Source organism: Scandinavium manionii (assembly GCF_024764775.1).
Classification (GTDB): domain Bacteria; phylum Pseudomonadota; class Gammaproteobacteria; order Enterobacterales; family Enterobacteriaceae; genus Scandinavium; species Scandinavium manionii.
Genome location: NZ_JALIGC010000037.1, coordinates 196661 through 218275, shown reverse-complemented (window position 1 = coordinate 218275; position 21615 = coordinate 196661). Strand labels below are relative to the sequence as shown.

Below are 21615 nucleotides of genomic sequence, written 5' to 3'. Positions count from 1 at the left end.
CCTGCAGGCCAGATAGTCAGGCCAGTGGTTTTTCACCGTTTTCATCCTGGTCAACGGCAAAGCACGCCACCAGTTGTCCACCGTAGTCTTTAAGCTGGGGCTGCAACTGCGTGCAGGGACCAAAGCGACGACGGCAGCGGGCATTAAAGGCACAGCCCGGCGGTGGATTCAGCGGGCTCGGCAGTTCGCCGGTCAGCTTGATACGCTCGCGACGGTCATCCGGGTTCAGACGCGGTGTCGCCGACAGCAGCGCCTGGGTGTACGGGTGGCGCGGATTACTGAAAATCTGTTCCTTGCTGCCCTTCTCCACACAGCGACCGAGGTACATCACCATCACTTCGTCAGCGATGTGTTCCACCACCGACAGGTCGTGAGAGATGAACACATACGACAGCCCCATGTCCTGCTGCAAATCCATCATCAGGTTCAGCACCTGCGCACGCACGGAAACGTCGAGTGCAGAAACCGGCTCATCGGCAATCACCACGTCCGGGTCCAGCATCAGGCCGCGGGCAATGGCAATACGCTGACGCTGACCGCCGGAGAACATGTGCGGATAGCGGTCGTAATGCTCGGTTTTCAGGCCAACTTTGGCCATCATTTCCAGCACTTTCGCCTTGCGCTCCGCTTTGTTCAGCGTGGTGTTAATTTGCAGCGGCTCTTCGAGGATCTGGCTGACTTTCTTACGCGGGTTCAGCGATCCGTACGGGTTCTGGAACACAATCTGGATTTTCTGGCGACGTAGCTTTTCCGCAGTAGCATCCGGTAGCAGCAGATCCTGCCCCTGGTAATAAAGCTCACCCCCGGTCGGGATTTCAATCATCGTCAGCAGGCGGCCGAGCGTGGATTTCCCACAGCCGGATTCACCCACAACCGCCAGCGTTTTGCCGCGTTCGAGGGTGAATGATACGCCGTCGAGGGCTTTCACCAGACGTTCTGGGGCAAAAAAGCCCTTCTTCACCGGGTAGTGTTTTTTCAGGTCGATAGCCTGCAACAATGGCTGTTGCAAGGTGGCCTCAGGCGTACTCATAATGTTGGCCTCCCGGCATCATCGAGGGGGTAATGGCATTTGGACTGACGACCGCCGTCGACGGCATTCAGTTCCGGTTCTTCAGCACGACATCTGTCGGTAGCATATGGGCAGCGCGGGTTGAGCAGGCAGCCGTTCGGGCGGTCGTACTTGCCCGGAACGACGCCCGGCAACGAGGCCAGACGCGCTTTATCCTGCGCAAACTCCGGCAGCGCACGCAGCAGTGCCTGAGTGTACGGGTGACGCGGCGCGCGGAAGATATCCTGCGCGGCCCCAGTTTCCACCACCTGGCCTGCGTACATCACGATGATTTTGTGTGCCGCTTCTGCCACCAGCGCCAGGTCGTGCGTAATCAGCACCAGCGCCATGTTCTCTTTCTGCTGCAGCTCCAGCAGCAGCTCGATGATTTGCGCCTGAATGGTGACATCCAGCGCAGTCGTCGGTTCATCGGCAATCAGCAGCTTTGGTCGACAGGCAATTGCCATCGCAATCATCACGCGCTGGCTCATCCCACCGGAGAGCTGGTGCGGATAAACATCCAGACGCGAAGCCGCATCGGGAATACCGACCAGATTCAGCAGGTCGATAGCCCGCTGACGACGCGTTTTCTTGTTGCCGCCCTGATGCACCTTAATCGCTTCCATAATCTGGAAACCGACGGTGTAGCATGGGTTCAGGCTGGTCATCGGATCCTGGAAAATCATTGCCACTTCCGCGCCCACCAACTGGCGGCGTTCTTTTTCGGAAATGCGCTTCAGGTCGCGACCGTTAAACTCCAGTTTTTCCGCCATCACGCGGCCGGGGTAATCAATCAGTCCCATGATCGCCAGCGAGCTGACGGATTTACCGGAACCGGATTCCCCAACGATGCCGACCACTTCGCCCTGCTTTACGCTATAGCTGATGCGGTCCACGGCGCGAAACGGGGTGCCTTCGTCGCCGAAGTGCACCGATAATTTATCTACATTTAATAACGCCATCTCGTGCCTCTTACTGCTTCAGTTTGGGATCCAGCGCGTCACGCAGACCGTCGCCCATCAGGTTAAATGCCAGCACCGTAAGCAGGATCGCCAGACCCGGGAAGGTCACGACCCACCAGGCGCTCTGCGCGAACTGCAACACGTCGGAGAGCATGGTGCCCCACTCCGGTGTTGGCGGCTGCGCACCCATGCCAAGGAAGCCAAGAGCGGCCATATCGAGAATGGCGTTCGAGAAACCGAGCGACGCCTGAACAATCAGCGGCGCAAGGCAGTTTGGGAAAATATTGACGAACATCTGGCGCATTGCGCCCGCACCCGCCACGCGAGAAGCGGTTACGTAGTCGCGATTGACCTCCACCATCACCGCCGCGCGGGTTAATCGCACGTAGTGAGGTAGGGCTACAAAGGTCAGCGCCAATGCGGCGTTACCGATGGACGGACCGAAGATCGCCACCAGCACCAGCGCCAGCAGCAGGCTTGGCAGGGCCAGCATGATGTCGACGATACGCATGATGATGTTATCGATAATGCCGCCGAAATAGCCCGCCACCAGCCCGAGCACGACGCCCAGTACCAGCGACAGCACCACCACCAGACAACCCACCAGCAGCGACAGACGCGCGCCGTACATCAAGCGTGAAAGCACGTCGCGACCGACATCGTCGGTGCCGAGCAAATGCGACAGCGTGCCGCCTTCCTGCCAGAACGGTGGCGCCAGCAGTGAATCACGGAACTGATCCGCCGGGTTATACGGCGCGAGGACGTTGGCAAAAATAGCGATGAGCATAACCACCACCACATACACCAGACCGACAACGGCGCCTTTATTACGTTTGAAATAGTGCCAGAACTCCTGCAATGGGGTCATTGGCACCGGTGCAGCAACTTTATTTTCAGTGACTTGTGACATGATGGCCCCTTACTTCCTATGACGAATACGCGGGTTCACCACGCCGTACAGCAGGTCGACCAGCAGGTTCACGAGGATAATCATCGTCGCGACCAGCAGGACCCCGCCTTGCACAACCGGATAATCACGGCGTTGCAGGGCATCAATCAGCCAGCGCCCAAGGCCCGGCCAGGAGAAGATGGTTTCGGTCAGAATCGCACCCGCCAGCAGCGTGCCGACCTGCAGACCGATAACCGTCACCACTGGCAGCATGGCATTACGCAGCGCATGCACAATGATGACGCGCATCCGGGTCAGGCCCTTCGCACGCGCGGTACGGATATAGTCTTCGCCGAGCACTTCCAGCATCGCCGAACGGGTCATACGCACGATAACCGCCAGCGGAATGGTGCCCAGCACCACCGCAGGCAGCACCATATGCGCCAGAGCATCGATGAAGTTGCCCGGTTCGCCCCAGATGGCGGTATCAATCAACATGAAGCCGGTTAACGGCAGCGTGTCATCAAGGAACACCGAATCGCCAATACGCCCGGAGACCGGTGCCAGATTCAGCTGTACCGACACCAGCATGATGAGCATCATGCCCCACCAGAAAATCGGCATTGAGTAGCCGGTCAGTGCGAGGCCAACGGCGGTGTGATCGAAGATAGAACCACGCTTAACCGCAGCCAGCACGCCGACAGGAATGCCCACCGCAACGGCGAAAATCATTGCGCAGACGCCGAGTTCCAGCGTGGCTTTAAAGCGCGGAACGAATTCGTCCCATACTGGCAGACGGCTCTTCAGCGAGATCCCTAAATCGCCGTGAAGAACGCCCCAGATATAATGGAGATACTGTTGCCACATTGGCTTATCAAGGCCCATGGCAGCCAGAAGCTGTGCGTGACGCTCAGGGGAAATACCGCGCTCACCGGCCATTATCATCACCGGGTCACCCGGGATCATATGGACAAAGGCAAAGGTCAGCAGGGTGATACCGATAAAGGTCGGGATGACTAATCCCAGACGTCGGAGGATAAACTGCAACATAACCCGGATTCTCTCTCATGACGTTCTGCCTGGCGACAGCACGTCTGTATTGCTCACAACTACCGGGTGGCGCTGCGCTTACCCGACCTACATTCGTAGGCCCGTGCAGGCGCAGCGTCGCCGGGCATAGAGGGGCACTCACGTACCCCTTACATTTTTAATTATTCGATGGAGACGTTTTCGAAGTGGTGCTTACCTAATGGATCAACCACATAGCCTTTGACTTCTTTACGCACTGGCTCGTACACGGTGGAGTGAGCGATGATCAGCGCCGGAGCCTGGTCATGCATCACTACCTGAGCCTGTTTGTACAGTTCAATACGCTTGTTGTGATCTTCAGTCGCACGAGCAGGCTGAATCAGGTCTTCAAACGGCTTGTAGCACCAGCGAGAATAGTTGGAACCATCTTTCGCCGCAGCACAGCTGAACAGGGTGGCGAAGAAGTTGTCCGGATCCCCATTGTCACCGGTCCAGCCCATCATCACTGTCTGATGCTCACCTGCTTTGGCGCGTTTCAGGTATTCGCCCCACTCGTAGGTCACGATGTTGGCTTTCACGCCTACTTTCGCCCAGTCAGCCTGAATCATCTCAGCCATACGGCGAGCGTTCGGGTTGTACGGACGCTGTACCGGCATCGCCCACAGGTCAATGCTGAAACCATCAGCATGACCAGACTCTTTCAGCAGCGCTTTGGCTTTTTCCGGATCGTAGGTGTAATCCTTCACATCGTCGTTATAGCCCCACATGGTTGGTGGGATCAGGTTCTTAGCAGCAACGCCCGCCCCCTGATAAACGGCTTTGATAATCGCCTCTTTGTTCACCGCATAAGTCAACGCCTGACGAACTTTCACGTCATCCAGCGGTTTCTTCTCAGTGTTAAAGGAGAGGTAGCCCACGTTCAGACCCGCCTGTGACAGCAAGTTGATGTTTTTGTCCTGCTTCATGCGAGCGATGTCAGCCGGGTTCGGGTACGGCATCACCTGGCATTCGTTTTTCTGCAGTTTGGCGTAACGGACGGACGCATCTGGGGTGATAGAGAACACCAGACGGTCGATCTGCGGTTTGGTACCCCAGTAGCCCGGGAACGCTTTGTACAGAATACGGGAGTCTTTCTGGTACTGCAGCAGCTGGAATGGACCGGTACCGATTGGGTTCAGGTCGATTTTCTCCGGCGTGCCGGCTTTCAGCATGTTGTCTGCGTACTCTTTCGACAGAATCGATGCAAAGTCCATCGCCAGGTCGGCAAGGAACGGTGCTTCTGGACGCGTCAACACGAACTGAACGGTATTATCGTCCACTTTCTTCACTTCGCTTATCAGGTCTGGCAGGCCCATGCCTTCAAAGTATTCATAGCTGCCGCCAGATACTTTGTGGTACGGGTTTTTGTCGTTTTTCTGACGATCGAAGGAGAACACGACGTCATCGGCGTTGAAGTCACGCGTCGGTTTGAACTCTTTGTTGTCCTGCCACTTCACGCCTGGGCGCAGGTGGAAGGTGTAGGTTTTGCCGTCGGCGCTGACATCCCACTTCTCTGCCAGACCTGGGATTATTTCCGTGGTGCCGGTTTTGAATTCAACCAGACGGTTGTAGATAGGCACGGAGCTTGCATCGTAAGTCGTACCAGAGGTGAACAGCTGTGGGTTAAAGCCTTCCGGCGAGCCTTCAGAACAGTAAACCAGGGTTTTGGCCTGCACGCTTGCTGCCACAGTCAACGCCACCAGGCTAAGACCAAGCTTCAGCATCCCTGACTTTTTCAAGGAAATACTCATTATTCTGCTCCAAATATGATGTTTGTTTGTTGTGTTTTTCCGCCAGGCCTTTATATGTTTTTTACCCGGTCTGGTCGGTTGTGCCCGAAGGCGTTAAAAGGGTTGGAGATTCCTTTCAGAAGAGCGACTGAGTAGCAGCGCAGATCCTCCCTGAAATGCCCCTCATGCCCTACAATCTGTCAACAGAATGTGCAAACGTCAATACAGGTAACCGGGATTTACATCAACGGTGAGAATCCTCAGACAAAGATTAAAAAAACTTCTGAAGGGTATTCTCAGCAGGGAAATTTATGCTACGCGCTTAACAGCAGCACAATCATCTTCACACCTTGCAATAACCAGTGATTAACAATTGTGCAAATTGATAAAAATTTCTGGCGGAATGATGATAATCTGAGCGATTAATAGCGTGAACGTTAAAACGCACAGGCGAAAATGCTGAGGTTATCCATAAGTAACGCAAGAAAAAGGCTAACCAAATATAGAAAAATACAATGGAAAATGTCACAAAATGGTTATCTGACGATGCGAAGAGAGGATGGTGAGGATTTTTGACGGTTATGGTGCGAGTGTAGAGAAAGCAGGTTCATTCAAAAACAGCAGAGGAATCGAGGGCACGGGTAATGCGCTGGTGATTATGGAAACCAGGCTGCGTTTTCCAGGCGACGACGGAATCCCTGTCGAAACCACCCGCCGTGCGACTTACGTATTCCGCCAGGAAGATAACGGACGCTGGCTATGCACGATTGATAATTCGTATGGCACGGAGCTGTTAGGGTAATTCATTGCCGGGCGGTGCTTCGCTTGCACGGGCCTACACCTGCCGCAAATCTCCTTCCCCGGAGCTTCTTCAACCTCTCCAGGCTACAGACGTAAAAAAACCGCTCAAAAGAGCGGTTTTTTCGAATGTGGTCGGCGAGAGAGGATAACTCGCCACTGCGTGGCCTCGCCCTTCGGGCCGTTGCTAAAGCAACGTGGTCTCGCTTCGCTCGGCTCGAACCTCCTTCCCCCGGAGCTTCTTCATCCTCTCCAGGCTACAGACGTAAAAAAACCGCTCAAAAGAGCGGTTTTTTCGAATGTGGTCGGCGAGAGAGGATTCGAACCTCCGACCCACTGGTCCCAAACCAGTTGCGCTACCAAGCTGCGCTACTCGCCGATGCGGGCCGAATGTTACTGCTGCGATTCGACCCCGTCAATCCCTTTTCAGCAAAAGCCTTGTCGATCGGCGAGAAACTCGCCGTCTCATTACTGGCTTTTAGCCGGGACGTGACACCAGTTGTTGTTCTCGTTAATCCCGCCGTCTGGCGAAGTGTATCCGAGGCAACCCATGATGGTGTCATACAACTCCACGTGACGACGCGGTACCTTCATGTCAGCTTCCTTTTTCAGCTGCGTAAACGCCTGCTGATGCGCCGGGTTTTCCAGATACTTATCGGACATCCATACCAGCATCGGCACACGGAACTGCTCAGGCGGAGCTAGCATGCGCGGCGTACCGTGCAGGTGCTCTTTCTCGTTGATCGACTCACCGTGGTCGGCAGCATAGAAGACGATGGCCTTCTTGTCGCGCAGCTGATCCAGTACGTCACTGATGAAGGTATCGACGTACAGCACCGAGTTGTCATAGGCATTGATCATCTCCTTCTTACTGCATTCGTCGTTGATGCCGACGCATTCCGGCTGCCATTTTGCAAAATCGCGGGTGTAGCGCTGGTAGTAACTCCAGTGCGAGCCCTTGGTGTGCAGGATGATCAAATGCTTGCCGTTCGGATGGCTTTCCAGCGACTGCGCTATTTCCGGCAGCAGCAGTTTGTCCGCCACGTCTTTGCCCCGGTTACGCGGCTCGGCGCCAATCTGCTCGCGATAAGCAATGTTGTCAGCCATGGTGTTGCTGTAGAACCAGATTTCACTCTGCATGGCGAACAGGTCTGAGCTAAAGCCCAACTGTTTCAACACCGCAAACACGTTCTGCTCTTTCAGGGTACGCTGAGGGTTATCCTCTGCGCCGCCCTCGCGCACAAACATGCAGCGCAGTGAGAGCTTGGTGGCCGTGTCGCAGGACGTGCCGCGATAGGCGACCAGGTTTTTCTCTTGCGACAGCTTCGGTGTGGTATTGCGGTCATAGCCCAGAATACCCATGTGATCCCAGCGGGTGGTTTCGCCGATGATGAACACCACGTAGGTGTCATCCAGGTCTTTACCCGGTGCCACATAGGTGTATTTCTTCGCCGGGTTAATCAGAGAACGACTGTCAGAGGATTCATCGACCTGCGCCCAGGCATACAGGCCCAGGGCGGATACCCAGTTCGACGGCAGATAGGAGTTGGCGACGATACCACCGTAGCTCGGCGCATCGCCCTGAGACGTTTTCTCAACCTGTTTCTGGTGACGGTCCATTAATCGGATCGGGGCCCAGACCAGCAGGCCAGCCATCACCACCACGGCGATGTTACGCACTCGCTGCCCGCGGGTACGCAGTTGGCGTTGCAGCGTATAGCGGCAACGGTTGCTCCAGATGAAGAACAGCGGCGGGAGGCTCGCCAGCACCGTCCACATCATCAGGCCACGCCCGATCACTTCTTTAGACAGGTCAACGTCGGTGGTCATCACCGATGCCACAATACCGTAGCCAATCACCACGTTCATAAAGGTCATGTAGTAGCTGGCGGCAACGGAAATAATGACCACCAGCGAGGTCAGGATCTGCCACGGACGGCGGCCCAAAATGGAGAGCAGACGTAACAAACAGAACGTCACCAGTACCGAGCCGCAGAGTTCGATGATGGCAAAAATGCCATTCACTACGCTGGGATTTTCAAGATAGCCCATCAGCCGTCGCACTAATACCGCGCCGTTAAGGAACAGACCGATATACAAGGCGATGAACAGGCACAACCGCTGTTGTGTTAAAGATTTAATATAATTCATGCAAACAAACCCTGGGAAAAGGGGCACAAAAAACCGACTTAGCTATCGGCAAGACAGTAAGTAGATTAAGGAATCGCGTAAGGAACAGTTATAAGAAACGTCTATAAGCGCAGTGAGTAGACCATAGCGCAGAGAAAAAGTGTCGTCAGGAAGTGTGATCCGGGCAATATTTACAAAAATAATAGCCCGGATCGAAAGAGTTATGGCAGGAATGTGTTACCGGCAGGGATTATGCCGTTCAATATCAGGCATGAGCCTCTTCAAACACTTCACGATTTGGCTGACGAATGGTAGTCGACAGCGCCAGAGACAGAATCAGCAGCGCGAAGATGACGCAGAAGGTCACGTAGAAGCCGCCGAACAGGGACGCAATGATCGAACCGCAGATACTACCAATCCCGAAACCGAGATAAATCACGCCGTAGTTTTTCGCCAGGTTGTTCAGGCCGAAGAACTCGCTCACCAGCGACGGGAACACGGTGATGGTGCCGCCGAAGTTGAAGGCCACACAGGCAATCGCGGCGAAGAAAGTCGTCGCATTCAGCGGAGCAAACAGCAGCGCCGCCATGCCGACCAGGGAAATCACCTGACCGATGGTGATAACACGGATGCGGGCAATTTTGTCGGACAGAATACCGAGCACCAGACGGCCACTCAGGTTGGCGATGGAAATCACGGTGACCGCGTTCGCCGCCGTCATCACGTCCAGATGCACCATGCCCTGGGCAATATCTTTCGCGACGCCAATCACATACAGACCGCTCATGCAGGCCGTCAGGAACATCACTGCCAGCATCCAGTACTGTGGTTTACGCATTGACTGTGCCAGGCTGAAGTCGTTCTCTACCACGCCGTTGGTGGTTTTAACTTCCTGCAGCGGCGCATCTTTCATCAGCGTTGCGCCAAACACAATCATCACCAGCACAATCGCGCCCCAGATGATAAAGGTTTTTTCCAGGCCGACGCTCGCCAGCAGCTGGCTGTCGATGAATTTGAAGCCCAGGCTACCCAGGCCATACGCACCAATGGAAAACGCGGAAATCAGCCCTTTACGCTCCGGGAACCATTTCACGCAGTTGGACAGCGTCAGCAGATAACCCGCCCCGTCCGCCAGACCGACCAGCACCCCGGCGCTCAGCCACAGCATCATCAGATTGTTCGCATGTGCGGTGAGGAAGAAGCCCAGACCGAGCAGGATCCCGGAGGCCATGGTGACGCGCTTCACGCCAAAACGCTCTTGCAGTTTACCGGCTACGGAGGAGGAAATCGCCAGACCAAGGCTTAACAGACCGAAGGAAAACGCAACCTGGCTGATAGGCTCATCGAGCTTGGCGGACAATGCGCCGTTAAACAGGCTCCAGGTATAAACCGAACCCAGTGCAAATTGGGTGATGATGGTTCCAACCAGCGTCAGCCAGCGGGTAGAAGGACGGATTGCAGTATTCATGGGCGTATATGCCTTATCAAAATTAACTGCAGCTAAAATAACGAAGTGCATTTCAGGCAGGGTTAAAAAAGGCATGAACTGCCGTCAGTGCGGAATGAAATGCACTGAGCGGAGAATGAATGACATTGCCAAAATAAAAATGAGGGAAAAGTTAGTGTTAACTATCACGACAGAGCGCGCCAATACTGTGAACAAATGGAATTGAAGATGTATCAATGACGATAACGGTATGTTAAAAGCGGGCGCTCAATCCCATGATGTAGAGATAATTGGCCCCTTCGCTCATATTATCGGCCTGGGACAGTGACGCATACGCCGCAACGTGCTGATTAAGCAGCATATCGGCCCCGACGGTCACATCAACCCAATTTCCGTCCTGCGTAGATGTCGGGGTGCGGTTCAGGCCCGACTGCGACTTCCATTGATTATCGCCAAACTGCTGGTTGTAGCTGATTTGTGCCCACGGATGCACACCCCACAGCGGCTGCGAGTCGAGGCGCCAGCCCAGTGTGCTGCTGCTGGCATGCCACATCGGGTCGGTCAGCGCCGTGGTGCTGGTCCCGCTGTCGCCAAATTCATTCCAGGTCGATGTGGCAGACCCATCATAATGCCAGCTCGCCACCGGCCCGGTCGTGAACAGGGCGGACAACGGAATATTCCAGACCATGCTCAACGTACGGGTCGCATCCAGCGGGGTATCATCGGGTAGATTCATCGCCATACCCGGCTGAACTTGCGTCGCGCTGATGCGTTCCGCCAGAATGTCGTCATAACGCGGTTGGTGATCGCTATCCCAGGTATAGCGTTCCGGCATATTACTTTGTGGGTCAGTAACGATATATTCCTGTTGCCAGGCGAAAGCTGATGTCGCAAGAGACATCCACAAAAAAACAGATGCCGGGTAGATACCCCCCCGGTAGCCATTGCATCTTTTAATAATCATTTGGCGACTCCGAAAGAGCCGAATCCGGCATTGTTGTTATGATTTTTTACGCGAGTGCGTATTACTAAATATTGTCATTTTATTTCTGCCGTCAAGGCAGGTTGAACATTTCTTCATCGACATCAAAAAGTGGGAGAGTGAGATGGAACGTTGCGGTTGGGTAAGTCAGGACCCGCTTTACATTGCCTATCACGATAGCGAATGGGGCGTGGCCCAGCGGGATAATCAAAAGCTGTTTGAAATGATCTGCCTTGAAGGCCAGCAGGCCGGGCTTTCCTGGATAACGGTGCTGAAAAAACGTGAAAACTATCGCGACGCGTTTCACCACTTCGACCCGATAAAAGTGGCGGCCATGGATGAAACCGACGTAGAGCGACTGGTGCTCAACGCCGGGATCATTCGCCACCGCGGAAAAATTCAGGCCATCATCGGCAACGCGCGTGCCTTTCTGGCGATGGAAGCCAACGGTGAACCGTTCGCTGATTTCGTCTGGTCGTTTGTCGATAACCATCCGCAGGTCATGCACCCCGCGACGCTGGCCGAGATCCCCACGAGCACACCCGCGTCAGATGCACTGGCAAAAGCGCTGAAAAAGCGCGGCTTTAAGTTTGTCGGCACCACCATCTGCTACTCCTTTATGCAGGCCTGCGGGCTGGTCAACGACCATGTCACCGCGTGTTTCTGCCATCCGGGAGGCGACGATGATCCGCAAATGGCAAAGTAGCGACCGCCAGCCCCTGCTGACGCTGTGGCTGGAGAGCACCATATTCGCGCATCCTTTTATCGAGGAAAGCTACTGGCATGAGAGCGAACCGCTGGTGCGGGACGTGTATCTGCCCGCCGCGCATACGTGGGTGTGGGAAGAAGACGGCGTGGTACAGGGGTTTATCAGCGTGATGGACCAGCGCTTTGTCGGCGCGCTGTTTGTCGCCCCCGCCTGTATCGGACGCGGCATTGGCCGGGGATTGCTCGCGTACGTCTGCGACCGCTACCCGGAATTAAGCCTCGAGGTGTACCAGAAAAACAGCCGGGCGGTGAATTTCTACCATGCGCAGGGTTTCCGTATTCAGGACAGCGCATGGCAGGATGAAACCCGGCAGCCGACCTGGATTATGCGTTGGCAGGCGGATCGAATGCTGTAAGCGTGGGCGCTGGCCCATGGTATTTCTCCAGCCACGCCAGCGCAGTATTTCCCGCACAGCCGTTGCCGAGCTTCGAGCTCGGGAGATCTTTGGTCAGCACGTTTACCGCGCCATTCTTACAGATGCCCCCGGCCTGATTATCGAGATCCGGCCACGCCCCTTCGTGCAAACAGATAATGCCTGGCCGAATGCCCTCTGTCACCACCGCGCCCGCCAGAACCTGCCCTCGCCCGTTCCACACGCGCACAAGGTCGCCGTCGGCAATGCCCCGCGCTTTCGCGTCCTCAGGATGCAGCGTCAGCGGCTCACGCCCCGCCACCGCGTATTTCTCACGCAGCCGCGTGTGATTCAGCTGGCTGTGCAAACGGTGCGCCGGATGCGCCGACAACAGCTGTAGCTGCCCTGCCTGCGCATTACCGTGCCACTCGTCCGGCTCAAGCCAGGTCGGGTGTCCAGGGCAATCGGCGTAATTGAAACCGGCGATCCGCTGCGAATAAATTTCAATTTTTCCGCTGTCGGTTTTTAACGGATTGGCCTGCGGATCTTCGCGGAAGGCGGCGAAACGGATGAACTTCGCGTTCTGCTCGCTCTCCGGCATCTCAATCAGCTGATTGGCTTCCCAGAACTGGTGGAACGGAGGAAGCGTCACCTGCTGGCTCGCGCCGCGCTGCCCGGCAATCTCATAGAAGGTTTCCAGCCACTCCAGATCGCTTTTGCCTTCGGTGAAGCGCTCGCGCCCGCCCGCTTCCCAGCGTTCGCTCAGTTCGGCAAACACCTCCCAGTCGTCTCGCGCCTCATCCCGTGGCGCGACCACGCGTTTCATCGGCACCAGATGCTGGTTGCTGTAATCCCCGGTCATGGTCAAATCGTTGCGCTCGAACGATGTGGTCGCCGGCAGCACGATGTCCGCATGGCGTGCGGCGGCGGTCCAGAAACACTCTGAGATAATGATCAGTTCCGGCTTCTGCCAGGCGCGAATCAGGCGGTTGGTATCCTGATGATGGGTAAAGTTCGCACCGCCCGCCCACCAGACAAAACGGATGTCCGGGAAGTGCCTGTCCATGCCGTTGTGCTGATACGGCGCGCCTGGGTTTTCCAGCGCTTCGACAATGCGCGCCACCGGGATTTTATCCACCGCATCGGTGCCATTGGCGACGCTGCCCTGCATCGAGGCCAGCACCGCCGCGCGTCGGGTTGGGTTCCCGCCGTTGGAGAAATGATAAGAGAGGCCAAAACCGCCGCCCGGTGTGCCAATCTGGCCGAGCATGGCGGCCAGTGTGACCAGCATCCAGTGCTTCTGCTCGCCAAACTGCTGGCGCTGCATACCCCAACCGGACATCAGCATAGTGCTGTTTTGATGGAAAGTCTCCGCCAGTTCGCGGATTTTCGGCGCATCAATGCCGCAGATGTCTGCCGCCCATTCGGCGGTTTTCGCCACGCCGTCGCGCTCGCCGGTCAGGTATTCAGCGAACTGGGCGTAGCCGGTAGTACAGCGTTCCAGGAACGTCGTATCGTGCCAGTTATTTTCCACCAGCGTATGGGCAATGCCGAGCATCAGCGCCACGTCGGTGCCCATGTGTGGGGCCAACCACTCCATCGATTCCCCGAAGAAATCGACGGTTTCCGAACGCATTGGATCGATGCAAATCAGTCGCTTGCCGCTATTACGCAGCTTATCGAAGAACGTCATACCCTGCTCGTCGGAGGCGTTCCACGCAATTTTCAGGGTGTTCAGCGGATTCGCGCTCCATAGCACCACCACGTCGGTATGTTCCAGAATCAGCGGCCAACTGGTCTGCTGCTGATACACCTCATTGCCGCCGACCACGTACGGCATAATCGCCTGCGCCGCGCCGGTGGAATAATCCCCCAGATGCCCGGTATAACCGCCCGCCAGGCTCATGTAACGCTGTAACAGCGTCGCCGCTTTGTGCAGCACGCCGTTAGAGCGCCAGCCGTAGGAACCCGCAAAAATCGACGCCGGGCCGTGGGTCTCGCGAATACGTTGATGCTGGGCATGAATCAGATCCAGCGCCTCGTCCCAGCTCACCCGAACAAACTCATCCTGCCCGCGCACGCCCTGTGGGCTGTCCGGCGAGGTCAAAAAACCTTTACGCACCATCGGATAGCGCACCCGCGTTTTGCTGTGCACCTGGTCGCGTACCGCGCTTTGCAGCGAGTTCTCAAAGGTTCCAGAAAGCGCACCGCGAGACGCCAGCACGGTATCGCCATCGGTTTCGACCAGCATGGGCCCCCAGTGGGCGGCGGTCAGAATGGTTTTTGTTGCAGATGAGTTGGCCAAAACAGGCTCCTGGTTGACGGATGCAGGTGTTACGACGGCGATTTTTTCATCACCGTTCCATTTATTTACATATTTTCGGATCGTTCTGGAATTTTCCTCACAATCGGGCGTCATAATCAACCGCCACGTTTGCGCTGGCAAAGAATATAAAGGATTAAGGAAAGAAGATGAAAAAACGCGTAATCATGATTGCTGCAATGGTAAGCGGCGCGCTGGCCCTGTCAGGCTGTACCACCAACCCTTACACCGGTGAACGTGAAGCCGGAAAATCCGGCATTGGTGCGGGTATTGGCGCACTGGCGGGAGCGGGTATCGGCATGCTCTCTTCCTCCAAACACGATCGCGGCAAAGGCGCATTGATCGGCGCCGCAGCAGGCGCAGCCGTTGGTGGTGGCGTCGGTTATTACATGGATGTGCAGGAAGCCAAGCTGCGCGAAAAAATGCAGGGCACAGGCGTCAGCGTCACCCGTAATGGCGACAACATCGTGCTGAACATGCCGAATAACGTCACCTTCGACAGCAGCAGCGCCAACCTGAAACCGGCCGGGGCCAACACCCTGACCGGCGTGGCGATGGTGCTGAAAGAGTACGAAAAAACCGCAGTTAACGTGGTCGGCTACACCGACAGCACCGGCGGCCAGGAGCTGAACATGCGTCTGTCCCAGCAGCGTGCCGATTCAGTAGCCAGCTCCCTTATCACCCAGGGCGTCACCGCGAACCGCATCCGCACCAGCGGAATGGGGCCAGCGAATCCCATCGCCAGCAACAGCACCGCCGAAGGGAAAGCGCAGAACCGTCGCGTAGAAATCACCCTCAGCCCGCTGCAGTAATCGTTGTGCCGGGGAGGGTTTCGCCGCCCCGGCCAACGCTTGCGACGAAAACACCCGCCAGCACCAGCATTAACGGCTTGCCATCGCTTATTTTCGCGCTAAGGTGTTCACACATTCAGGTGAAGGAAGCCCTCATGGCGAACAAGGCGCGAGCCACCATCAGCGACGTAGCGAAAGCGGCAAAAACGGGTAAGACCAGCGTTTCGCGTTATCTTAACGGCGAAAAGCATCTACTTTCAGATGCCCTTCTGGCGCGAATCGAACACGCTATTGCCGAACTCGACTATCGTCCAAGCCTGATGGCGCGGGGCCTGAAGCATGGCCGCACTCGCCTTATTGGACTTATCATCGCCGATATCACTAATCCCTATTCCGTCAACGTATTAAGCGGGATCGAAGCCGCCTGTCGCGAACAGGGGTTTACGCCGCTGGTGTGTAACACCAATAACGAAGTAGATCAGGAACGACACTATCTCGATTTACTGCGCAGTTACCAGGTGGAAGGGATTGTGGTTAATGCCGTGGGAATGCACGAAGAAGGCCTGAGTCGCCTGCAACAGTCGGCCCTGCCGATGGTGCTTATTGACCGAAAAATTCCGGATTTTGCCTGCGACGTAGTCGGACTGGATAACACCCAGGCCGCCACTACCGCCACCGAACACCTCGTCGATCAAGGGTTTGAAGCCCTGCTGTTTCTCAGCGAACCGCTCGGGAGCGTCAACACCCGACGCGAACGCCTGGCCGCCTACCGCACCACGCTGGCCCGCTATCCGGGCATCAGCGCCGAAAACGCCGAAGTGCCACTGAACGACGGCGCACTCATCGATAACGCGCTGCGTCAATTCCACGCTACCCATCGCGGAATGCGCAAAGCCGTGATTTCCGCCAACGGCGCACTGACGCTGCAGGTGGCGCGGTCGCTCAAACGCCTTGGTCTGCACTGGGGCAGCGATATCGGCCTGCTCGGTTTTGACGAACTTGAATGGGCAGAGCTGGCAGGTGTGGGTATTACCACGCTCAAACAGCCTACCTGGAAAATCGGCTATGCCGCCGTAGAGCAGGTGGTGCGCCGGATCGAAGGCAGCAGCGACCCGATCCGCGAACAGGTTTTCTCCGGCGAACTGATCGTCCGGGGATCCACCAGCCGCTAATTCCCCTGTGATGACGATCATAAATTAGACAACGCCGCCTTTTCTTTGGAACCGGTTCCATCTAGCGTAATACAGAGAAACCCACTCTTATTTCGTTCTGGAGTCCCGGATGGCAAGAAAAATCATCGTCGTAACCGCCGCCTATGGCCGCGACCGCGTGATGACCCTCGGAGGGCAGCGCGGCGTGCTGTCCATCATTGCGGCGGCAGGCGCCGACGGCGTCGAAATCCGCCGAGAACTGTTTACTCCGCAGGAGATCGACACCCTGCCACAGCTGGCGGCTGACATCTCTCAGCACAACCTGATGGCCTGCTATTCCGCGCCGGAAGGGCTGTTTGAAACCGACGGCAGCCTGAATCCCAATCTCCGCTCATTGCTTCTGGAAACCCAGGCTCTGAACGCCGCCTGGCTGAAACTCTCTCTGGGTCATTTCACGCAGCCTGCCGCGCTGGAAACTCTGCGCGCCATTCTGACCAACAGCCCGGTGGCGCTGGTGATTGAAAACGACCAGACAGACTGCGGCAAACTGGCCCCGATGCAGCGCTTCCAGGCCGCCGTACGCGTACATGCGTTACCGATTCGTCTGACGTTTGATATGGGCAACTGGCTGTGGCTGGGCGATTCCCCGGAACAGGCCGCACAGCGGCTGGCTCCGAGCGTGGGATACGTTCACGTCAAAGCCGCCGAACCGCACCATGACGGCTGGCGGGCAATAACCCCGGACGACCACCCGCGCTGGGCCGCCCTGCTCAACGCCTTGCCTGACAACGTACCGCGCGGCATCGAATTTCCGCTTGAAGGCGACGATCTGGTGGCCGTCACCCGTCGCTATGTTCGCTGGTTACGCGAGGAATAAGCATGAATCAGACACTGGATGTGATCACTATCGGTGAAGCCATGGCGATGTTTGTCGCCCAGAAAACCGGGCCGCTCAGCCAGGTTGAGTCATTTATCAAACGCGTGGCCGGGGCAGAGCTAAACGTCGCTACCGGTCTGGCGCGCCTCGGACTAAACGTCAGCTGGGTCAGCCGGGTAGGCGATGACAGCTTCGGCGAGTTCGTGCTGGACTCGCTCAAACAGGAAGGCATTGATAGCGCAGGCGTCACCGTCGACGGGCGTTATCCGACCGGTTTTCAGCTGAAATCCAAAGTCGAAAATGGAACCGATCCCATTGTGGAATACTTCCGCAAAGGCTCCGCCGCCAGCCATCTCAGCCAAGACGATTTCGATTCCGCGCACTTTCTGTCAGCCCGTCATTTGCACCTCAGCGGCGTGGCGGCCGCGTTATCTGGCAGCGCCTACGAACTGCTCGATCACGCAGCGAATGCCATGAAACGCGCCGGGAAAACGCTCTCTTTTGACCCAAACCTGCGGCCGGTGCTGTGGAAAAGCGAAGCGGAAATGGTCGAGAAACTGAATCATCTCGCCTGCCAGGCCGACTGGGTATTACCGGGGCTGAAAGAGGGACTTATTTTGACCGGACAGCGCACGCCGGAAGGCATTGCTGATTTTTACCTGAGCCGTGGCGTAAAAGCGGTGGTGATTAAAACCGGGGCCGACGGCGCGTGGTACCAAAGCGCGGATGGCGAGCATGGCAGCGTAACCGCCGAAAAGGTGGAAAACGTCGTCGATACCGTGGGCGCAGGCGATGGCTTCGCGGTTGGCACGATCAGCGCACTGCTGGAAGGCAAAACCCTGTCGCAGGCGGTCGCGCGCGGTAACAAAATTGGCTCGCTGGCGATTCAGGTCCAGGGCGACAGCGAAGGATTACCCACCCGGGAAGCGCTCGGCGAGGCCGGGTAATCCCTTTACCACACACCGGACGGCAGCAACCGAAACACCCAAACAACGCTACCCTGTACCCTACATACCGCGGTAGCCATTTCCTCAGTAACAGAGGCACGCTTATGAACCGTTCAAATCCTGCCACGAAGCGCTGGCTGTACATCATGCCCATCGTGTTTATCACCTACAGCCTGGCGTATCTCGACCGCGCCAACTTCTCATTCGCCTCCGCCGCGGGGATCAACGACGACCTCGGCATCACCAAAGGTGTGTCCTCGCTGCTCGGCGCGCTGTTTTTCCTCGGCTATTTCTTCTTCCAGATCCCCGGTGCGATGTACGCCGAACGCCGCAGCGTGCGCAAACTGATTTTTGTGTGCCTGATCCTGTGGGGCGGCTGCGCCTCGCTGACCGGGATGGTCAGTAATATCCCAATGCTGGCGGCGATCCGCTTTATTCTGGGCGTGGTCGAAGCCGCGGTGATGCCGGCAATGCTGATTTACATCAGCAACTGGTTCACCAAATCAGAACGCTCACGCGCCAACACTTTCCTGATCCTCGGCAACCCGGTGACGGTGCTGTGGATGTCGGTGGTGTCGGGCTATCTGATTCAGTCCTTCGGCTGGCGTGAGATGTTTATCTTTGAAGGTATCCCGGCGGTGATTTGGGCTTTCTGTTGGTGGGTGCTGGTGAAAGACAAACCTGCGCAGGTGGGCTGGCTGTCTGAAGCGGAAAAATCTGCGTTGCAGGAACAGCTCAATCAGGAACAGCAGGGTATCAAAGCCGTGCGTAACTATGGCGAAGCCTTCCGCTCGCGGAACGTCATTCTGCTGTGCCTGCAATATTTTGCCTGGAGCATCGGGGTGTATGGCTTCGTGCTGTGGCTGCCGTCCATTATCCGCAGCGGCGGTGAAAACTTAGGCATGGTAGAAGTGGGCTGGCTGTCAGCGGTGCCGTATCTGGCCGCCACCATCGCCATGATCCTCGCCTCTTGGGCCTCCGATAAGATGCAAAACCGTAAGCTGTTCGTCTGGCCATTGCTGCTGATTGGCGGCCTGGCATTTATCGGTTCCTGGGCCGTCGGGGCCGATCACTTCTGGATTTCCTACAGCCTGCTGGTGATTGCCGGTGCCGCGATGTACGCCCCATACGGGCCGTTCTTCGCCATTGTGCCGGAGATGTTGCCGCGTAACGTGGCCGGTGGCGCGATGGCGCTGATCAACAGCATGGGGGCGCTCGGCTCGTTCTTCGGCTCCTGGTTTGTCGGCTACCTCAACGGCGCAACCGGCACGCCGTCTGCCTCCTACATATTTATGGGGGTGGCACTTTTCGTCTCAGTGTGGCTGACTTTAATTGTTAAGCCTGCTAATAATCAGAAGCTTCCCGTCGGCGCACGCCACGCTTAAACCCTTTATCTGGAGAAAGGAATGAAACCGTCCGTTATTCTCTACAAATCATTACCTGACGATTTGCAACGCCGCCTTGAGGCCCATTTTTCGGTCACAAAAATGCCGAACCTGGACGCGGATACCGTTCAGAATCACGCAGACGCATTCAAAAATGCCGTGGGCCTGCTTGGCTCAAGCGAAAAAGTGGACGCCGCGCTGCTGGATAACATGCCCGCCCTGCGCGCCACCTCCACCATTTCCGTCGGCTACGACAATTTCGATGTCGATGCGCTGAATGCCCGCCGCGTTTTGCTGATGCACACCCCGGCCGCCCTGACCGAAACCGTGGCCGATACGCTGATGGCGTTGATCCTGAGCAGCGCGCGCCGGGTGGTCGAAGTGGCCGAACGCGTGAAAGCCGGCGAATGGACCAAAGGCATTGGCCCGGACTGGTTTGGCACCGACGTGCACCACAAAACCATTGGTATTGTCGGGATGGGCCGCATTGGCCTGGCGCTGGCGCAGCGCGCGCATTTCGGTTTCGGTATGCCGGTTTTGTACAACGCGCGTCGTCAACATAAAGAGGCGGATGAACGCTTTAACGCGCGCCATTGCGACCTCGACACCCTGCTCCAGGAAGCTGATTTTGTCTGTTCTATCCTGCCGCTGACCGACGAAACCCGTCATCTGTTCGGCGCCGCCGAGTTCGCCAAAATGAAGTCGTCGGCCATTTTCATTAACGCCGGACGTGGCCAGGTAGTGGATGAAAACGCGTTAGTCGCCGCGTTAAAGGCAGGCGAAATCCATGCGGCGGGTCTGGATGTATTCGAGCAGGAACCGCTGTCGGTTGCGTCAGAATTGCTCAAGCTGCCCAACGTCGTGGCGCTGCCGCATATCGGTTCTGCCACCCATGAGACGCGTTACAACATGGCGGCCACGGCGGTCGATAATCTGATTGATGCGTTAAACGGAAAGATTGAGAAGAACTGCGTGAACCCGCAGGTGCAATGAGAAAGAGACCGGGTGACAGGACGCCACCCGGTTTTCATGCTTAACGCGTGGCGTTAACCGCCGCGCTCCAGGCCTGATTAAACGCCTGGTGCTGAGCGGCCAGAGGGCCAATCAGCGTATTGTACTGGCTCGCCTGCTGAGACGTCGGGAACTGAATTCCGTTGGCCACGAAGCTTACCTGCGTATTTTGCTGTGCCACGAAATCACCAATCTGCACCAGCTGCTGGGTGAAGATCTGTGCGGCAGGGATCAGCGGCTGCATTGCGTTCGCTGGCAGGGTCACGACTTTGTTGTAAACCTGGTCGTAAACCGGCTTCAGATCGTCAGCCTGTTTCAGTGCCGAATGCGCACCGTCCGCCTGCATTTTGGCGTTTTCCAGCTGCTGGCTCAACACGCCCAAGGCGCCATTAGCCTGACGAAGCGGTTCGCGCTGAGTCATGTAATCCTGTGGCACACGAATCGCATTCACGCTGTCTACAACCGGACGCAAACCAGCATCCATCGCCTGGCTCACCTGCTGAGAATAACCGTAAATCACGGCGTAATCGGAAACGAACGGACCAAATTGTTTTTTCTGATCGGTGGTCAGCGTTGGCAGACGTTCGCCGCTACGCATCACAGAATTTTGCAGGAAGTCGATGAACGCTTTGCGCTGATCGCCTTCTTTATCGAAACACCCACTCAGGCTAACTACCATCAATAACGCCGCAACAGACGCAAACCAGCGAGAGCAGGACTTTCCTGTCGCCATTTTCATACTCCTTCAGCCAAAAAAAAGCGCAAACTGGCACACACGTGCCTGACGCTGACAAGGATAGTCGACGCAAGCCTCGCAGGATACACTTTCCTTCATTCGCATTAGGAAAAGTCGCACACTTTCCTCACGCGTAAAGGATGTTAATTATTTGTTGCCCACATCACAATTAATGATATTGCCAGCGCCGGAATTCATAACTATAACTAAATGAATTAA

At 56.4% G+C, this 21615-nt stretch carries 18 protein-coding genes, 1 tRNA gene, 1 other RNA gene and 1 pseudogene; 9 read left to right on the top strand and 12 right to left on the bottom strand.

Annotation, left to right across the window (positions count from 1 at the left end; all coding sequences use genetic code 11):
- Positions 1-16: 16 nt before the first annotated feature.
- From dppF to dppA, 5 genes are all read right to left on the bottom strand, one after another.
- Positions 17-1030 (bottom strand): dipeptide ABC transporter ATP-binding subunit DppF, encoded by a 1014-nt coding sequence (dppF, locus tag MUU51_RS10820; protein ID WP_159769280.1) that lies wholly within the window; start codon positions 1028-1030, stop codon positions 17-19.
- Positions 1027-2010, bottom strand: a complete 984-nt coding sequence (gene dppD / locus MUU51_RS10815) for a dipeptide ABC transporter ATP-binding protein (RefSeq protein ID WP_159769277.1) — start codon at positions 2008-2010, stop codon at positions 1027-1029. Before dppD ends, dppF begins: the two co-directional genes overlap by 4 nt.
- A 10-nt stretch (positions 2011-2020) precedes the next feature.
- A complete protein-coding gene (dppC, locus tag MUU51_RS10810) occupies positions 2021-2920 on the bottom strand; it encodes a dipeptide ABC transporter permease DppC (protein ID WP_258967741.1) in 900 nt (299 codons plus the stop codon).
- 9 nt (positions 2921-2929) lie between these two features.
- A complete protein-coding gene (gene dppB / locus MUU51_RS10805; RefSeq protein WP_159769271.1) occupies positions 2930-3949 on the bottom strand; it encodes a dipeptide ABC transporter permease DppB in 1020 nt (339 codons plus the stop codon).
- 161 nt (positions 3950-4110) lie between these two features.
- Complete coding sequence (gene dppA / locus MUU51_RS10800; protein WP_258967740.1) at positions 4111-5718, bottom strand: dipeptide ABC transporter periplasmic-binding protein DppA; 1608 nt, start codon at positions 5716-5718, stop codon at positions 4111-4113.
- Between the two features lie 607 nt (positions 5719-6325).
- On the opposite strand from dppA, the pseudogene MUU51_RS10795 reads away from it, so the two are divergent.
- A pseudogene (locus MUU51_RS10795) lies at positions 6326-6499 on the top strand (YybH family protein); the annotation flags it as partial.
- 128 nt (positions 6500-6627) lie between these two features.
- Here the strand turns inward: MUU51_RS10795 and MUU51_RS10790 are convergent.
- From MUU51_RS10790 to MUU51_RS10770, 5 genes are all read right to left on the bottom strand, one after another.
- A non-coding RNA gene (locus MUU51_RS10790) (RtT sRNA) lies at positions 6628-6763 on the bottom strand.
- A 34-nt stretch (positions 6764-6797) separates the two neighbouring features.
- Positions 6798-6874 (bottom strand) — tRNA-Pro (locus MUU51_RS10785).
- Positions 6875-6963: 89 nt separating this feature from the next.
- Complete coding sequence (gene eptB, locus MUU51_RS10780) at positions 6964-8646, bottom strand: kdo(2)-lipid A phosphoethanolamine 7''-transferase (RefSeq protein WP_159769265.1); 1683 nt, start codon at positions 8644-8646, stop codon at positions 6964-6966.
- 244 nt (positions 8647-8890) lie between these two features.
- Positions 8891-10093: an L-lactate MFS transporter gene (locus MUU51_RS10775; RefSeq protein ID WP_159464807.1), complete on the bottom strand. Its 1203-nt coding sequence runs from the start codon at positions 10091-10093 to the stop codon at positions 8891-8893.
- 232 nt (positions 10094-10325) lie between these two features.
- Positions 10326-11036 carry an autotransporter domain-containing protein gene (locus MUU51_RS10770; protein ID WP_159769262.1) on the bottom strand — a complete coding sequence of 237 codons (711 nt, stop codon included), beginning with the start codon at positions 11034-11036 and terminating at the stop codon, positions 10326-10328.
- 142 nt (positions 11037-11178) lie between these two features.
- On the opposite strand from MUU51_RS10770, the gene tag reads away from it, so the two are divergent.
- Together tag and MUU51_RS10760 are read left to right on the top strand one after the other, a co-directional pair.
- The gene (gene tag, locus MUU51_RS10765) at positions 11179-11760 is read left to right on the top strand and encodes a DNA-3-methyladenine glycosylase I (RefSeq protein WP_159769259.1); all 582 of its coding nucleotides are present in this window, start codon (positions 11179-11181) and stop codon (positions 11758-11760) included.
- The gene (locus MUU51_RS10760) at positions 11738-12178 is read left to right on the top strand and encodes an N-acetyltransferase (protein ID WP_258967739.1); all 441 of its coding nucleotides are present in this window, start codon (positions 11738-11740) and stop codon (positions 12176-12178) included. Before tag ends, MUU51_RS10760 begins: the two co-directional genes overlap by 23 nt.
- Here the strand turns inward: MUU51_RS10760 and MUU51_RS10755 are convergent.
- Positions 12147-14480: a molybdopterin guanine dinucleotide-containing S/N-oxide reductase gene (locus MUU51_RS10755; protein ID WP_159769254.1), complete on the bottom strand. Its 2334-nt coding sequence runs from the start codon at positions 14478-14480 to the stop codon at positions 12147-12149. The genes MUU51_RS10760 and MUU51_RS10755 overlap by 32 nt on opposite strands.
- Positions 14481-14647: 167 nt before the next feature.
- On the opposite strand from MUU51_RS10755, the gene MUU51_RS10750 reads away from it, so the two are divergent.
- The 6 genes from MUU51_RS10750 (at position 14648) to ghrB (ending at position 20642) form a co-directional block, all read left to right on the top strand.
- On the top strand, positions 14648-15310 hold the full coding sequence (locus MUU51_RS10750) for an OmpA family lipoprotein (RefSeq protein ID WP_159769251.1): 663 nt from the start codon (positions 14648-14650) through the stop codon (positions 15308-15310).
- A 134-nt stretch (positions 15311-15444) separates the two neighbouring features.
- Positions 15445-16461 (top strand): LacI family DNA-binding transcriptional regulator, encoded by a 1017-nt coding sequence (locus tag MUU51_RS10745; RefSeq protein WP_159769248.1) that lies wholly within the window; start codon positions 15445-15447, stop codon positions 16459-16461.
- A 109-nt stretch (positions 16462-16570) separates the two neighbouring features.
- Positions 16571-17317: a sugar phosphate isomerase/epimerase family protein gene (locus tag MUU51_RS10740; RefSeq protein WP_258967738.1), complete on the top strand. Its 747-nt coding sequence runs from the start codon at positions 16571-16573 to the stop codon at positions 17315-17317.
- Positions 17318-17319: 2 nt separating this feature from the next.
- On the top strand, positions 17320-18264 hold the full coding sequence (locus tag MUU51_RS10735; RefSeq protein ID WP_159769242.1) for a sugar kinase: 945 nt from the start codon (positions 17320-17322) through the stop codon (positions 18262-18264).
- Positions 18265-18368: 104 nt separating this feature from the next.
- Positions 18369-19649, top strand: a complete 1281-nt coding sequence (locus MUU51_RS10730) for an MFS transporter (RefSeq protein ID WP_159769239.1) — start codon at positions 18369-18371, stop codon at positions 19647-19649.
- Between the two features lie 21 nt (positions 19650-19670).
- Positions 19671-20642 (top strand): glyoxylate/hydroxypyruvate reductase GhrB, encoded by a 972-nt coding sequence (ghrB, locus tag MUU51_RS10725; RefSeq protein ID WP_258967737.1) that lies wholly within the window; start codon positions 19671-19673, stop codon positions 20640-20642.
- Between the two features lie 40 nt (positions 20643-20682).
- Here ghrB and MUU51_RS10720 read toward each other — a convergent pair whose 3' ends face one another.
- Positions 20683-21393: a DUF3053 domain-containing protein gene (locus MUU51_RS10720; RefSeq protein ID WP_159757259.1), complete on the bottom strand. Its 711-nt coding sequence runs from the start codon at positions 21391-21393 to the stop codon at positions 20683-20685.
- Positions 21394-21615 lie beyond the last annotated feature (222 nt).

What these genes read in the sequence shown, in the direction of transcription:
- MUU51_RS10730 (WP_159769239.1), top strand. Translation starts at nt 18,369, where the DNA reads ATGAACCGTTCAAATCCTGCCACGAAGCGCTGGCTGTACATCATGCCC.
- ghrB (WP_258967737.1), top strand. Translation starts at nt 19,671, where the DNA reads ATGAAACCGTCCGTTATTCTCTACAAATCATTACCTGACGATTTGCAA.
- dppC (WP_258967741.1), bottom strand. Translation starts at nt 2,920, where the DNA reads ATGTCACAAGTCACTGAAAATAAAGTTGCTGCACCGGTGCCAATGACC.
- MUU51_RS10750 (WP_159769251.1), top strand. Translation starts at nt 14,648, where the DNA reads ATGAAAAAACGCGTAATCATGATTGCTGCAATGGTAAGCGGCGCGCTG.
- eptB (WP_159769265.1), bottom strand. Translation starts at nt 8,646, where the DNA reads ATGAATTATATTAAATCTTTAACACAACAGCGGTTGTGCCTGTTCATC.
- dppA (WP_258967740.1), bottom strand. Translation starts at nt 5,718, where the DNA reads ATGAGTATTTCCTTGAAAAAGTCAGGGATGCTGAAGCTTGGTCTTAGC.
- dppF (WP_159769280.1), bottom strand. Translation starts at nt 1,030, where the DNA reads ATGAGTACGCCTGAGGCCACCTTGCAACAGCCATTGTTGCAGGCTATC.
- MUU51_RS10720 (WP_159757259.1), bottom strand. Translation starts at nt 21,393, where the DNA reads ATGGCGACAGGAAAGTCCTGCTCTCGCTGGTTTGCGTCTGTTGCGGCG.
- MUU51_RS10775 (WP_159464807.1), bottom strand. Translation starts at nt 10,093, where the DNA reads ATGAATACTGCAATCCGTCCTTCTACCCGCTGGCTGACGCTGGTTGGA.
- MUU51_RS10745 (WP_159769248.1), top strand. Translation starts at nt 15,445, where the DNA reads ATGGCGAACAAGGCGCGAGCCACCATCAGCGACGTAGCGAAAGCGGCA.
- MUU51_RS10735 (WP_159769242.1), top strand. Translation starts at nt 17,320, where the DNA reads ATGAATCAGACACTGGATGTGATCACTATCGGTGAAGCCATGGCGATG.
- MUU51_RS10740 (WP_258967738.1), top strand. Translation starts at nt 16,571, where the DNA reads ATGGCAAGAAAAATCATCGTCGTAACCGCCGCCTATGGCCGCGACCGC.
- MUU51_RS10760 (WP_258967739.1), top strand. Translation starts at nt 11,738, where the DNA reads ATGATCCGCAAATGGCAAAGTAGCGACCGCCAGCCCCTGCTGACGCTG.
- dppD (WP_159769277.1), bottom strand. Translation starts at nt 2,010, where the DNA reads ATGGCGTTATTAAATGTAGATAAATTATCGGTGCACTTCGGCGACGAA.
- dppB (WP_159769271.1), bottom strand. Translation starts at nt 3,949, where the DNA reads ATGTTGCAGTTTATCCTCCGACGTCTGGGATTAGTCATCCCGACCTTT.
- tag (WP_159769259.1), top strand. Translation starts at nt 11,179, where the DNA reads ATGGAACGTTGCGGTTGGGTAAGTCAGGACCCGCTTTACATTGCCTAT.
- MUU51_RS10770 (WP_159769262.1), bottom strand. Translation starts at nt 11,036, where the DNA reads ATGATTATTAAAAGATGCAATGGCTACCGGGGGGGTATCTACCCGGCA.